The organism is Rhodanobacter sp. GW835-FHT13D09, assembly GCF_058793995.1.
Genome location: NZ_JBXAGL010000011.1, coordinates 1 through 12,684, shown reverse-complemented (window position 1 = coordinate 12,684; position 12,684 = coordinate 1). Strand labels below are relative to the sequence as shown.

The following is a 12,684-nucleotide window of genomic DNA, read 5'->3' as shown; positions in this document are numbered from 1 at the left end:
CGTACCGGCGCTTTTCTCTCACTCCCCGCTTCTCCCCTACACTTCCCGCATGCTGATCATCAGCCGCACCCTTGCCCTGCCCGAATCCGAACTGGTCGAGCGCTTCCTGCGCGCCGACGGTCCGGGCGGGCAGCATGTGAACCGCACCGAGAGCGCGGTGGAGCTGCGCTTCGACGTGGCGAACTCGCCGTCGCTGCCGGAAGAAGTCCGCACCCGATTGCTGGCCCGGCGCGACCGCAGGCTCACCGCCGAGGGCGTGCTGGTGATCCAGGGCCGCCGGTTCCGCGACCAGGGGCGCAATCGCGACGACGTACGCGAGCGGCTGGTCGAGCTGATCCATGGCGTGCTGCTGCCGCCGAAGAAACGCGTGGCCACCAAACCGACCCGCGCCTCGAAGGAGCGCCGTCTGGTCGGCAAGCAACAGCGCGGCAGGATCAAGCAGACGCGCTCGCGCAAACCGGACCTCGAATGAAGGGACGCCTGTTCACCCCCGCCCAGCTGCCGGCGCTGATGCCCCGTCTGCGCGACGGCTGGCAGCGCCGCACCTGCCGCGCCGCACTGCGCATGGCTGGCTGGAGCCTGGTCGGCGAGTTCCCCGACGTGCCCAAACTGGTGCTGATCGCCGCGCCGCACTCGTCCTGGTGGGACGGCGTGTGGGGGCTGCTGATCAAGGTCGCGATCGGCGCCGACGTGCATTTCATGGGCAAGCAGGAGCTGTTCTTCTGGCCGCTGGGCGCCCTGCTGCGCCGGCTCGGCGGCATGGCGATCGATCGCGGCAGCGCGCAGGGCGTGGTCGAGCAGATGATCGACCAGTTCCGCCAGCGCGACCGGCTGTGGCTGGGCATTGCGCCAGAGGGCACGCGCAAGCCGGTGAAGCGCTGGAAGAGCGGCTTCTGGCGCATCGCCCGCGAGGCCGGCGTGCCGATCTTCCCGGTGGCCTTCCATTACCCCGACAAGACCATCCAGCTCGGTCCGCTGCTCGACACCAGCGGCGACATGGACGCAGACCTCGCCCGTCTGCGTGCGTTCTACGCGCCGTTCCAAGGCAGGCATCGCAACGTCTGATCGCCTCTCCTCCGCATTCCGGATTCCTCCATGCTCGGCATCCAGCACTACGACACCTTCCTGCTGGCCTGCATCGCGCTGAACCTCACGCCGGGGCTGGACACGTTCTACATCCTCGCGCGCAGCGGCCGCGAAGGCCACGTCGTCGGCCTCGGCGCCGCACTGGGCATCAACGCCGGCTGCGTGGTGCATACGCTGGCCGCGGTACTGGGGCTGTCGGCGATCCTGATGACCTCGGCTACCGCGTTCACCGCGCTGAAGTACCTCGGCGCCGCCTACCTGGTGTGGGTCGGCCTGCGCATGCTGCTCGGCAAGCAGGCGACGCATGCACACGCCACCACGCGTGGCCAAGGCTTCGCCGCCGCGTTCCGCCAGGGTCTGCTCACCAACGTGCTGAACCCCAAGGTGGCGCTGTTCTACCTCGCCTTCCTGCCGCAATTCGTCGCGCTGCAGGCGCCCCGGGCGCAACTTGGGTTGCTGGTACTCGGCCTGAGCTTCATCGGCACCGGCCTGTGCTGGTCGCTGGTGCTGGCCCTGCTCGGCTCGCGCATCCATCGGCTGCTGCAGCGGCAACCGCGCATCGGGCGCTGGATGGACCGCCTGTGCGGCGCCGTGCTGCTGGGTTTCGGGTTGAAACTGGCGCTGCAGCGTCCGCATTGATCTTCAGCGTCCCGAATGGCCCGGCTCGTCGTAGTCGCGATGGGTCAGCAGGCCGGGGCGGACCAGGTCGACGAAGGCGCGCGCCTCGGCGCTGAGGAACTTGCCCTTGCGCATCACCACGCCGTAGCTGCGCTGCGGGAAGTACTGCTTCATGTTGCGCACCGCCAGCCGCGTGTGGTCGGCCGCGGTGATGCAGATGCCGGTGACGATCGAGATACCCAGGCCCATCGCCACGTATTCCTTGATCACGTCCCAGCCGCCCACCTCGATCGCCACGTGGTACGGCACCTGGCGTTGCTGGAACACCAGGTCGACCAGGCGGTAGGTGGACAGCCGCTGCGGCGGCAGGATCAGGCCGTACGGCGAGATGTCCTCCAGCGTGATCTTCTCCTTCGCCGCCAGCGGATGGTCCGGCGGCAGGATCAGCATCGGGTCGTAGTGCTGCACCGGCGCCCAGGCGATGTCGTTGGGCACGTCCAGCATCGAGCCGACCGCGAAGTCGGCCTCGTCCGCACGCAACAGCGCCAGGCCATCCTTGCCGGTGACGTTGGCCAGCTGCAGTTGCACGGCCGGGTGCTGCTCGCGATAGCGGCGTACCAGCTCGGGCAGCAGGTACTGGATGGTCGAGGTGCCGGCGGCGATGGTCAGCCGTCCGGCCTGCAACCCCTTGACCCGGGCCTGGAAGTCGCGGTCCAGCGTGTCCCAGCCTTCGACCAGCGGCCGCGCCAGCTCGTACAGCGCCTCGCCGGCGTCGGTGAGGTTGATGCGCCGCCGACGGCGTTCCAGCAGGGTCACGCCCAGTTCGCGCTCCAGCGCCTGCAACTGCAGGCTGATCGTGGGTTGCGAAAGGAACAGCGCCTCGGCGGCCCGGGTCAGCGTGCCCAGCTTCACCACGCTGACGAAGGCGCGCAGCTGCTTGTGGCGGTTGCCCTTGTAGTAGAAGCGGCCGGCATCGGCGGGCTCGCCGCCAGCACGCTTTTTTGCTGCGCTGCGGTGTATTTTTTTTGACTTGTTTGGTGTACCCGTGTGCTTTTTCATCGAAGTATTTCAGTCAATTATGTTACAGATTGGATTTATCAATATTTATGATTGAAACATTCACTTTGTCAAACACATGATTGCTGGCCTAGCTTCGAGTCACCAACGACGCGGAGCAAACCCATGGCAGTCCCACAGGAACGGCTTGAACTCGGCACCGTCGAGATCCACGCCGACCCGGCCGGTTACGCAGGCATCCTGACCCCCGCGGCACTGGACTTCCTGGCCCGGTTGCACCGCCGCTTCGAGCCCACCCGGCAGCAGTTGCTGCAGGCCCGGCGCGAGCGCCAGGCCGGTTATGACGCCGGCGGCCTGCCGGATTTCCGTGCCGACACGGCGGCGATCCGCGCATCCGAGTGGACGGTGGCGCCGATCCCGGCCGCGCTGCAGGACCGCCGCGTCGAGATTACCGGCCCGGTCGAGCGCAAGATGATCATCAACGCGCTCAACTCCGGTGCGAAGGTGTTCATGGCCGACTTCGAGGATTCCTCGGCGCCGACCTTCGCCAACCAGCTCGACGGCCAGCTCAACCTGCGCGACGCGGTGAACGGCACGATCGGCTTCACTTCGCCCGAGGGCAAGAGCTACCGCGTCAACGACAATCCGGCCGTGCTGGTGGTGCGCCCGCGCGGCTGGCACCTGCACGACAAGTTCTTCAGCGTGGCCGGCGAAGCGGTGGCCGGCGCACTGGTCGACTTCGGGCTGTTCGCCTTCCACAACGCCCACGCGCTGCACCGCCGCGACCGCGGCCCGTACTTCTACCTGCCGAAACTCGAGGCGATGGAGGAAGCCGCGCTGTGGGACGCGGTGATGGCCGCCGCCGAGGACGAGCTGCAGCTGCCGGTCGGCACGATGAAGGCCACCGTGCTGATCGAGACGCTGCCGGCGGCGTTCCAGATGCACGAGATCCTGCACGCGCTGCGCCGCCGCGCGGTCGGGCTCAACTGCGGCCGCTGGGACTACATCTTTTCCTATCTGAAAACCCTGCGCGGCCATCGCGACCGCCTGCTGCCGGAGCGCGGCCAGGTGCAGATGACCGCACCGTTCCTGAAGGCGTATTCCGAGCTGCTGATCCAGACCTGCCACCGCCGCGGCGCGTTCGCGATGGGTGGCATGGCCGCGCAGATCCCGATCAAGGGCGACGACGCGGCGAACGAGGCCGCGCTGGCCAAGGTGCGCGCCGACAAGCTGCGCGAGGTCAAGGCTGGCCACGACGGCACCTGGGTGGCGCATCCCGCGCTGGTGCCGGTCGCGCAGCAGATTTTCGATGAATACATGCCGGCGCCGAACCAGCTGGGCACGCTGCGCCAGGATGTGCAGGTGAGCCGCGAACAGCTGCTCGCCGCGCCGAACGGCACGATCACCCGCGCCGGCTTCGACAACAACGTCGAGGTCTGCCTGCGCTACACCGCCGCCTGGCTGGACGGCCTGGGCTGCGTACCGATCCACCACCTCATGGAGGACGCCGCCACTGCCGAAATCGCCCGCGCGCAACTGTGGCAGTGGCTGCACCACGCCGACGCGCCGGCCGGCGGGACGTCGGCCGGGGACAACCTGGAATTCCCCGACCACGCGCCGATCGACTTCGCCCTGTTCGACCACGCCGTGGCCGCACACACCCATCGCCTGCGCGGCAGCCACCATCCCGGGGCCGCTCGTGCCGACGCCGCGGCCGCCCTGCTCACGGCGATGACCCATGCCAGCACGCTTGGCGACTTCCTCACCCTGCCCGCTTACGACCAGCTCGCCTGATCCATCCGGATCCGACCGCCACGAACTTTCGCTTACGGAGCCATGCCATGAAGACCACACTGCCCACCGCCGAACAGATCTCGCTGGACTGGAACAACAACCCGCGCTGGGTCGGCGTCCAGCGCAATTACTCCGCCGAGGACGTGGCGCGCCTGCGCGGCACCGTGGCGGTCGAACACTCGCTGGCCCGCCGCGGCGCCGAGCGGCTGTGGAAGTCGCTGCACCAGGAAGATTTCGTCAACGCGCTGGGTGCGCTCACCGGCAACCAGGCGATGCAGCAGGTCAAGGCCGGCCTGCAGGCGATCTACCTCAGCGGCTGGCAGGTCGCCGCCGACGCGAACGTGGCGGGCGAGATGTACCCCGACCAGTCGCTGTACCCCGCCAATTCGGTGCCGCTGGTGGTCAAGCGGATCAACAACACACTGTTGCGGGCCGACCAGCTGCACCACGCCGAGGGCAAGGACGACTGCGACTGGCTGGTGCCGATCGTGGCAGACGCCGAGGCCGGCTTCGGCGGCGTGCTGAACGCGTTCGAGCTGATGAAGGCGATGATCGAGGCCGGTGCCGCCGGCGTGCACTTCGAGGACCAGCTGGCCTCGGTGAAGAAGTGCGGCCACATGGGCGGCAAGGTGCTGGTGCCGACCCGCGAGGCGGTCGACAAGTTGAACGCCGCGCGACTGGCCGCCGACGTCGCCGGCGTGCCGACCCTGCTGGTGGCGCGCACCGATGCCGACGCCGCCGACCTGCTCACCTCGGACATCGACCCCAACGACCGCCCGTTCATCACCGGCGAGCGCACCGTCGAGGGCTTCTTCCGCGTGCGCCCGGGACTGGACCAGGCGATCAGCCGCGGCCTCGCCTACGCGCCGTACGCCGACCTGATCTGGTGCGAGACCAGCAAGCCGAACCTGGACGACGCGCGCCGCTTCGCCGAGGCGATCCACGCGAAGTTCCCCGGCAAGATGCTGGCCTACAACTGCTCGCCCAGCTTCAACTGGAAGAAGAACCTGGACGACGCCACCATCGCGAACTTCCAGAAGGAACTGGGTGCGATGGGCTACAAGTTCCAGTTCATCACCCTGGCCGGCTTCCACAGCCTGAACTACGGCATGTTCGACCTGGCGCACGGCTATGCGCGCCGCCAGATGAGCGCCTTCGTGGAACTGCAGGAAAGGGAATTCGCCGCCGCCGAGCGCGGCTTCACCGCGGTCAAGCACCAGCGCGAGGTGGGCACCGGCTACTTCGACCAGGTGACCCAGGCGATCCAGCAGGGCCAGTCCTCGACCACCGCGTTGAAGGGTTCGACCGAAGAGGCACAGTTCAAGCACGCTTCGGCGGCGTGAAAAGCGAGAAGTGAGTGGAGAGGAGTGAGAGAAAAGCGCCGGTACGGCTTGCCTTGGCTCTCTCTCGTTTCCCACTCCTCTTCACCCACTCCCGCTTCAAAACCGCCGGTATTGCAACGCCTCGGCCAGATGCTCGCGCTCCAGCAACGCAGCACCGCCATCGAGGTCGGCGATGGTGCGGGCCACCCGCAGCACGCGATGGTAGGCGCGCGCGGACAGGCCCAGCCGCTCCAGCGCCGATTCGAACCAGCGCCGTTCCGCCGGCCCCAGCGCGCAGTCACGCTCCAGTTCGCGCGTGCTGATCTCCGCGTTCGGCCGGCCTGCGCGCATCAGCGACTGCCGCCGCGCCTTGAGTACGCGCGCGCGCACCGTGGCGGAATCCTCGTCGCGCTCGCCGCGCGGCGTGCCCAGGTCGGCCAGCGGCACCGGCGGCACCTCCACGCACAGGTCGATGCGGTCGAGCAGCGGCCCGGAGATGCGCGCACGGTAACGCTGGATCTGGTCCGGCGTGCACTGGCAGCGCGGATCGCCGGCGTGGCCGCAGGGGCAGGGATTCATCGCCGCGACCAGCTGGAACTGCGCGGGAAAGGTCGATTGCCGCGCCGCGCGCGAGATCATGATATGGCCCGATTCCATCGGCTCGCGCAGCACCTCCAGCACGTGCCGGCTGAACTCGGGCAGCTCGTCCAGGAACAGCACGCCGTTGTGCGCCAGCGAGATCTCGCCCGGGCGCGGGTTCGAGCCGCCGCCGACCAGCGCCACCGCCGAGGCGGTGTGGTGCGGCGCGCGAAACGGGCGCCGGCGCCAGTGCTTAGGGTCGGTGATCTGCCCAGCCACCGACAGCACGGCGCATGTTTCCAGCGCCTCCGACTCCGACAGCGGCGGCAGGATGCCGGGCAGGCGCTCGGCCAGCATGGTCTTGCCGGTGCCGGGCGGCCCCACCAGCAGCAGGTGGTGGCCCCCCACCGCGGTGATCTCCAGCGCACGCCGCGCCTGCAGCTGGCCGCGCACGTCGGCCAGGTCCGGGCCACCGTCGGCGCCGCCGTCGCTGGGAATCCCCACCGGCATCGACAGTTCGTGCGCGCCGCGCAGCCAGCCGCACACTTCGGCGAGGGTGTCGGCGACCCGCACGTCCACATCCGACACCAGCGCCGCCTCGGCGGCGTTCTCGCGCGGTACCACCACACGGCGCCCGCGCGCCCGCGCGCGCAGCAGGGCCGGCAGAATGCCGGACACGCTGCGCAACATGCCGGTCAGCGCCAGTTCGCCAAGGAATTCGCAGTCGTCCAGCTTCTCGCGCGGCACCTGGCCGCTGGCGGCAAGGATGCCCAGCGCGATCGGCAGGTCGAAGCGGCCGCCGTCCTTGGGCAACTCGGCCGGCGCCAGGTTCACCGTGACGCGGCGGCCAGGGTACTCGAACGCGGTGTTCTGGATCGCCACGCGCACACGGTCGCGCGCCTCGCGCACCGCGGCCTCGGGCAGGCCGACGATGCTGGTGCTCGGCAAGCCACCGGAAAGATGCACCTCGACCATCACCTGCGGCGCGGCGATCCCTTCCTGGGCCCGACTCAGGGTGACGGCAAGACTCATGCGACCGCTGGTCGGCGGCGCGTGGCGGACAGGTTGCTGACAGGCACGGACATCGGCGGCTCCATCAGCAGCGCTGAACAAATAACCGCCTCCGATCGTTCTCGGGGTGAGGGTGACGGATCGGAGGCGGCTCCCGGGAGGTGGTTGTCACGAACCCGCGCGGGCAGCCACCGCGGCCTCCAGTTCGGCCACGCGTCGCTCCAATTCGTCGACCTTGGCGCGGGTGCGCGCCAGTACCTGCGACTGGACTTCGAATTCTTCGCGGGTGACCAGATCGAGGCGGCGCAATCCTTGCGCCAGAACATCTTGGAAGTTGGCTCGCAAGTCCTGATGCGCCTGTGCCACCCCTGGCGGTACCAACGACACAAGCCGCAGGGCAATCTGGTCGATATCCTGCCTATCCATCATGGATAGCGCCTCGAGCTCGTCGAGGTAAATACTAGATGAACGGAAATCGCGGGCACCATCGGCAGGCTCCATCAAAAGTTGTAGGGATTGTCCTACACGTGCGGTTTCCAGGCGACAACCCTTCACCGGGCAGGCAGAATGCCAAGCCGACCCATCCGATGCCTTGCAAGGAACAAACCATGAAGCTGGTCGTGGCGATCATCAAGCCGTTCAAGCTGGACGACGTGCGCGAAGCGCTGGCCGAGGTCGGCGTGCAGGGCATCACGGTCACCGAAGTGAAGGGTTTCGGCCGCCAGAAAGGCCACACCGAGCTGTACCGTGGCGCCGAGTACGTGGTCGACTTCCTGCCCAAGATCAAGGTGGAGGTGGCGGTGGCCGACGACCAGCTCGACCGCGTGATCGAAGCGGTGCAGACCTCCGCCCGCACCGGCAAGATCGGCGACGGCAAGATCTTCGTCAGCACGCTGGAGCAGGTGATCCGGATCCGTACCGGCGAGCTGGACCACGACGCGCTGTAATTCCGTCGCGGCCCGCGCCGGCACTCGCCGCGAGCGGCCTTCCCGCCGACTTATGCACAACTTGTTGGGTTGACCCTGCCTGGGTCACCCGATATGTTGTGTGCGTCGGTGCCCGACAGTAGCAACTGACGGGCTTGAGGGAATCCGGTGGGAATCCGGAACTGCCCCGCAGCGGTAGAGCGGAAACGAACGTCCTCACATGCACTGGCCCTCGGCGGCCGGGAAGCGAGGGCAAGTAGGCGGATCGCTTTGATCCTCGTCCGCAAGTCCGAAGACCTGCCGGCACACCGGGACGAACGTGTCCGGGTGCGTAGTGACGGCTTCCGCGGGGAAGTGCGTCGTGGAGCAGGTCGCCGCCCGGCGCCCGGCTTGCGCGTCGCCCTCCGGAATCCGGCGCTATCAGGCCCTGCGCGCGGGAGCAGGCGTTTGATGTCCATGCCGGAGCCACCAGCCATGCAACCTCTCGATACCGTTGGGCACGAGCGCACCGCCGCGCGCGCCGACTCGCCCGCCGCCATGGGCGAAACGCCCGCGTCCGAAACCGCGTTCGCGCTGACCCCGCCGCACAACGCGGCGCCGATGCGCGTGACCAAGCGCAATGGCGGCCAGGAAACCGTCGACGTCAACAAGATCGTGCGCGCGGTGACGCGCAGCGCCGAAGGTCTGCACGCGGTGGACCCGCTGCGGGTGGCGCTGAAGACCATCGGCGGCCTGTACGACGGCGCCACCACCCAGGAGCTCGACCAGCTCTCGATCCGCACCGCCGCCGCGCTGACCGCGGAGGAACCCGAATACGGCCAGCTCGCCGCGCGCCTGCTCGGTGCGTACATCGACAAGGAGGTCAGCGGCCAGGAAATCCAGAGCTTCTCGCAGTCGATCGCGCGCGGCGCCGAACTCGGCATCCTCAACGACCGCCTGCGCGACTTCGTCGCCACCAACGCGCGCAAACTCAACGATGCGATCGATCCGCTGGCCACCCGCCGCTTCGAATACTTCGGCCTGCGCACGGTGTACGACCGCTACCTGTTGCGCCATCCGCAAAAGCGGCTGGTGATCGAGACACCGCAGCACTTCTTCATGCGCATCGCCTGCGCGCTGGGCGGCAACGAGATCGGCGAGACGCTGGAACTCTATCGACTGCTGTCGTCGCTGGAATACATCGCCAGCTCACCCACGCTGTTCAACGCCGGTACCGCGCACGAGCAGCTCAGCTCATGCTACCTGCTCGATTCGCCGGTCGATTCGCTGGAGTCGATCTACGACAAGTACGCCGACGTGGCCAAGCTCAGCAAGTTCGCCGGCGGCATCGGCCTGGCCTATTCGCGGGTGCGTTCGCGCGGCTCGCTGATCCGCGGCACCAACGGCCACTCCAACGGCCTGCTGCCGTGGCTGAAGACGCTGGACGCCTCGGTCGCCGCGGTGAACCAGGGCGGCAAGCGCAAGGGCGCCGCCTGCGTGTACCTGGAATCGTGGCACGCCGACATCGAGGACTTCCTCGAGCTGCGCGACAACACTGGCGACGATGCGCGCCGCGCGCACAACCTCAACATCGCCAACTGGATTCCCGACGAATTCATGCGACGGGTCGAGAGCGACGGCGACTGGTCGCTGTTCGATCCGAAGGTCGTGCCGCACCTGGTCGACAGCTGGGGCGGGACGTTCGACCGCGCCTACGCCGAGGCGGAAGCGGGCGGCCTCGCCGTGAAGACGGTGAAGGCACGTGAACTGTACGCGCGCATGATGCGCACGCTGGCGCAGACCGGCAACGGCTGGATGACCTTCAAGGACCGCTGCAACGCCACCAGCAACCAGACCGCCAGGCCGGACAACGTGATCCACCTGTCCAACCTGTGCACCGAGATCCTGGAAGTGAGCTCGGCGAACGAAACGGCCGTGTGCAACCTCGGCTCGGTGAACCTGGCGCGACATGTTGCCGATGGTGCATTCGACTTCGGGCAGCTGGCCGCGACCGTACGCACCGCCGTGCGCCAGCTCAACCGGGTGATCGACCTCAACTACTACCCGATCGAGACCGCACGCACCGCGAACATGAAGTGGCGCCCGGTGGGCCTGGGCGTGATGGGCCTGCAGGACGTGTTCTTCCGGCTGCGCCTGCCGTTCGACTCGGCCGAGGCGCTGGCGCTGTCCACCCGCATCGCCGAGGAAATCTATTTCCATGCGCTGTCGCAATCGTGCGAACTGGCCGCGGTCGACGGTGCGCATCCCGGCTTCGCCGAGAGCCGCGCTGCCGACGGCGAGCTGCAGTTCGACTACTGGCCGCAAGCCGCGCCGCACGATGCCGCGCGCTGGGACGCCCTGCGCGAACGCGTCCGGCAGCACGGCCTGCGCAACTCGCTGCTGATCGCGATCGCGCCCACCGCCACGATCGCCTCGATCGCCGGCTGCTACGAATGCATCGAGCCGCAGGTGTCCAATCTGTTCAAGCGGGAAACACTGTCCGGCGATTTCCTGCAGGTGAACCGCCATCTCGCCGACGAGCTGAAGGCGCTGGGCTTGTGGACGCCGGAAATACGCGACGCGATCAAGCTGGCGGAGGGCTCGATCCAGGGCATAGCGGCGATCCCCGAGCGCCTGCGCCGGATCTACCGCACGGTGTGGGAGCTGCCGCAAAAATCGCTGATCGATCTGGCCGCCTCCCGCGGAGCCTGGATCGACCAGAGCCAGTCGCTGAACCTGTTCATGGAAAATCCGAACATCGGGCAGCTCTCGTCCATGTACATGTACGCATGGAAGGCCGGCATCAAGACCACCTACTACCTGCGCTCGCGCCCGGCGACGAAGATCGCCAAGACCACGGTGTCGGCCGTCTCCGACCAGGCCCAGGCCAATGCCGCAGTGTTCTGCTCACTGGAAAATCCCGAGTACTGCGAGGCTTGCCAGTAACGCTCCTGGCTCCTCCCCCTGCATGCAGGGGGAGGTTGGAGAGGGTTGCTCGGGCTTGCCGGAAGAGCCACCCCTCCCCAACCCTCCCCTGCGATGCAGGGGAGGGAGCCCTTTTCTCAGAAGGAACCACCATGTCCGCCCAACCTGCCCGCAACGCCCACATCCTCGATCCCGGTTTCGAACTCACCCTGCGCCCGATGCGCTATCCCGGCTTCTACGAGATGTACCGCAACGCGATCAAGAACACCTGGACCGTCGAGGAGGTGGATTTCTCGATGGACACGCGCGACCTCGACACCAAGATGTCCGCCGCCGACCGCCACCTGATCCGGCGGCTGGTGGCGTTCTTCGCCACCGGCGACACCATCGTCTCGAACAACCTGGTGCTGAACCTGTACCAGCACATCAACGCGCCCGAAGCGCGCATGTTCCTGTCGCGCCAGTTGTACGAGGAAGCGCTGCACGTGCAGTTCTACCTCACCCTGCTGGATACCTACATCCCCGATCCGGGCGAGCGCAACGCCGCGTTTGCGGCGATCGAGACGATCCCGTCGATCCAGCAGAAGGGTGCGTTCTGCTTCAAGTGGATCGACTCGATCCAGGACCTGCGCCGGCTGGAGGCGCGCGAGCAGCGGCGCCAGTTCCTGCTCAACCTGATCTGCTTCGCCGCCTGCATCGAAGGGCTGTTCTTCTACGCCGCGTTCGCCTACGTCTACTACCTGCGCTCGCGCGGGCTGTTGCACGGGCTGGCCGCCGGCACCAACTGGGTGTTCCGCGACGAGAGCGGGCACATGGCATTCGCGTTCGAGGTGGTGCGCACGGTGCGCGCGCAGGAGCCGGAGCTGTTCGACGAGGCGATGCGCGCGCAGGTGGAAGAGATGCTGGAGGAAGCGATCGCCTGCGAGACGCGCTTCGCCGAGGACGTGTTGTCCGGCGGCGTGGCCGGCATGTCGGTGAAGGACATGCGCCAGTACCTCGAATACTGCGCCGACCAGCGCCTGGCCCAGCTCGACCTGCCGAAGAAGTACGGCGCGAAGAACCCGTTCGACTTCATGGACCTGCAGGACGTGCAGGAACTGGCCAACTTCTTCGAGCGCCGCGTCTCGGCCTACCAGGTCGGCGTGCAGGGCGAGGTGGCGTTCGACATGGCGTTCTGAGCGACATGCCGGGCGGCCTGTTGACTACAGGTGTAGTCAAACGGTACCCGGCCATGCGCAAACCCTCCATCGGCGACCAGGAACTGGCGCTGTTGCAGCACATCGACGAATGCAGCGCCGCCTCGGTCGGCGAGGTGGCGGCGAGCTTCGGCGCAAAAGGCCGGGCTTGCCTTAATGCCAGTCAGTTAAGGTATTGACGTAACGGGAATGACCCAAGAGGCTCATGCTTTTCCATGAGCCTCTTGCTTT

At 67.5% G+C, this 12,684-nt stretch carries 11 protein-coding genes, 1 pseudogene and 1 riboswitch; of the genes and pseudogenes, 9 read left to right on the top strand and 3 right to left on the bottom strand.

Annotated features, from left to right (window positions below; all coding sequences use genetic code 11):
• Positions 1-49: 49 nt before the first annotated feature.
• The 3 genes from arfB to AC1Q5A_RS14115 are packed head-to-tail and all read left to right on the top strand — an operon-like array spanning position 50 to position 1,725.
• Positions 50-472, top strand: coding sequence for an alternative ribosome rescue aminoacyl-tRNA hydrolase ArfB (arfB, locus tag AC1Q5A_RS14125; RefSeq protein WP_492701670.1), 423 nt, complete (start codon positions 50-52; stop codon positions 470-472).
• Positions 469-1,065 carry a lysophospholipid acyltransferase family protein gene (locus AC1Q5A_RS14120; RefSeq protein ID WP_492701668.1) on the top strand — a complete coding sequence of 199 codons (597 nt, stop codon included), beginning with the start codon at positions 469-471 and terminating at the stop codon, positions 1,063-1,065. Before arfB ends, AC1Q5A_RS14120 begins: the two co-directional genes overlap by 4 nt.
• A gap of 30 nt (positions 1,066-1,095) precedes the next feature.
• The gene (locus tag AC1Q5A_RS14115) at positions 1,096-1,725 is read left to right on the top strand and encodes a LysE family translocator (protein WP_492701666.1); all 630 of its coding nucleotides are present in this window, start codon (positions 1,096-1,098) and stop codon (positions 1,723-1,725) included.
• A gap of 3 nt (positions 1,726-1,728) precedes the next feature.
• Here AC1Q5A_RS14115 and AC1Q5A_RS14110 read toward each other — a convergent pair whose 3' ends face one another.
• On the bottom strand, positions 1,729-2,763 hold the full coding sequence (locus AC1Q5A_RS14110; protein WP_492701664.1) for a LysR family transcriptional regulator: 1,035 nt from the start codon (positions 2,761-2,763) through the stop codon (positions 1,729-1,731).
• Positions 2,764-2,886: 123 nt separating this feature from the next.
• Here AC1Q5A_RS14110 and aceB point away from each other — a divergent pair, with 123 nt between their 5' ends.
• Both aceB and aceA read left to right on the top strand, forming a co-directional pair.
• Entirely contained in the window at positions 2,887-4,515 is a 1,629-nt protein-coding gene (gene aceB, locus AC1Q5A_RS14105; protein ID WP_492701662.1) for a malate synthase A, read from the top strand.
• Positions 4,516-4,562: 47 nt separating this feature from the next.
• Positions 4,563-5,858 (top strand): isocitrate lyase, encoded by a 1,296-nt coding sequence (gene aceA, locus AC1Q5A_RS14100; RefSeq protein ID WP_492701660.1) that lies wholly within the window; start codon positions 4,563-4,565, stop codon positions 5,856-5,858.
• Positions 5,859-5,954: 96 nt separating this feature from the next.
• Here aceA and AC1Q5A_RS14095 read toward each other — a convergent pair whose 3' ends face one another.
• Positions 5,955-7,448: a YifB family Mg chelatase-like AAA ATPase gene (locus AC1Q5A_RS14095; RefSeq protein WP_492701658.1), complete on the bottom strand. Its 1,494-nt coding sequence runs from the start codon at positions 7,446-7,448 to the stop codon at positions 5,955-5,957.
• A 147-nt stretch (positions 7,449-7,595) separates the two neighbouring features.
• Positions 7,596-7,856 carry an accessory factor UbiK family protein gene (locus tag AC1Q5A_RS14090; protein ID WP_114343812.1) on the bottom strand — a complete coding sequence of 87 codons (261 nt, stop codon included), beginning with the start codon at positions 7,854-7,856 and terminating at the stop codon, positions 7,596-7,598.
• Positions 7,857-8,035: 179 nt separating this feature from the next.
• Between AC1Q5A_RS14090 and glnK the strand changes: the two genes are divergently transcribed.
• The 4 genes and pseudogenes from glnK to AC1Q5A_RS14070 form a co-directional block, all read left to right on the top strand.
• Positions 8,036-8,374, top strand: coding sequence for a P-II family nitrogen regulator (gene glnK / locus AC1Q5A_RS14085; RefSeq protein ID WP_492701656.1), 339 nt, complete (start codon positions 8,036-8,038; stop codon positions 8,372-8,374).
• 89 nt (positions 8,375-8,463) lie between these two features.
• Positions 8,464-8,672: riboswitch (cobalamin riboswitch) on the top strand.
• A 218-nt stretch (positions 8,673-8,890) separates the two neighbouring features.
• Positions 8,891-11,278, top strand: a complete 2,388-nt coding sequence (locus AC1Q5A_RS14080; RefSeq protein ID WP_492701839.1) for a ribonucleoside-diphosphate reductase subunit alpha — start codon at positions 8,891-8,893, stop codon at positions 11,276-11,278.
• Positions 11,279-11,409: 131 nt separating this feature from the next.
• On the top strand, positions 11,410-12,435 hold the full coding sequence (locus AC1Q5A_RS14075; protein ID WP_492701654.1) for a ribonucleotide-diphosphate reductase subunit beta: 1,026 nt from the start codon (positions 11,410-11,412) through the stop codon (positions 12,433-12,435).
• 53 nt (positions 12,436-12,488) lie between these two features.
• Positions 12,489-12,587 (top strand): annotated as a pseudogene (locus AC1Q5A_RS14070) (BlaI/MecI/CopY family transcriptional regulator); the annotation flags it as partial.
• Positions 12,588-12,684 lie beyond the last annotated feature (97 nt).

Coding starts and splice junctions, on each gene's coding strand:
- AC1Q5A_RS14110 (WP_492701664.1), bottom strand. CDS start 2,763: ATGAAAAAGCACACGGGTACACCAAACAAGTCAAAAAAAATACACCGC.
- AC1Q5A_RS14075 (WP_492701654.1), top strand. CDS start 11,410: ATGTCCGCCCAACCTGCCCGCAACGCCCACATCCTCGATCCCGGTTTC.
- aceA (WP_492701660.1), top strand. CDS start 4,563: ATGAAGACCACACTGCCCACCGCCGAACAGATCTCGCTGGACTGGAAC.
- arfB (WP_492701670.1), top strand. CDS start 50: ATGCTGATCATCAGCCGCACCCTTGCCCTGCCCGAATCCGAACTGGTC.
- AC1Q5A_RS14120 (WP_492701668.1), top strand. CDS start 469: ATGAAGGGACGCCTGTTCACCCCCGCCCAGCTGCCGGCGCTGATGCCC.
- AC1Q5A_RS14115 (WP_492701666.1), top strand. CDS start 1,096: ATGCTCGGCATCCAGCACTACGACACCTTCCTGCTGGCCTGCATCGCG.
- aceB (WP_492701662.1), top strand. CDS start 2,887: ATGGCAGTCCCACAGGAACGGCTTGAACTCGGCACCGTCGAGATCCAC.
- AC1Q5A_RS14080 (WP_492701839.1), top strand. CDS start 8,891: ATGGGCGAAACGCCCGCGTCCGAAACCGCGTTCGCGCTGACCCCGCCG.
- AC1Q5A_RS14095 (WP_492701658.1), bottom strand. CDS start 7,448: ATGAGTCTTGCCGTCACCCTGAGTCGGGCCCAGGAAGGGATCGCCGCG.
- glnK (WP_492701656.1), top strand. CDS start 8,036: ATGAAGCTGGTCGTGGCGATCATCAAGCCGTTCAAGCTGGACGACGTG.
- AC1Q5A_RS14090 (WP_114343812.1), bottom strand. CDS start 7,856: ATGATGGATAGGCAGGATATCGACCAGATTGCCCTGCGGCTTGTGTCG.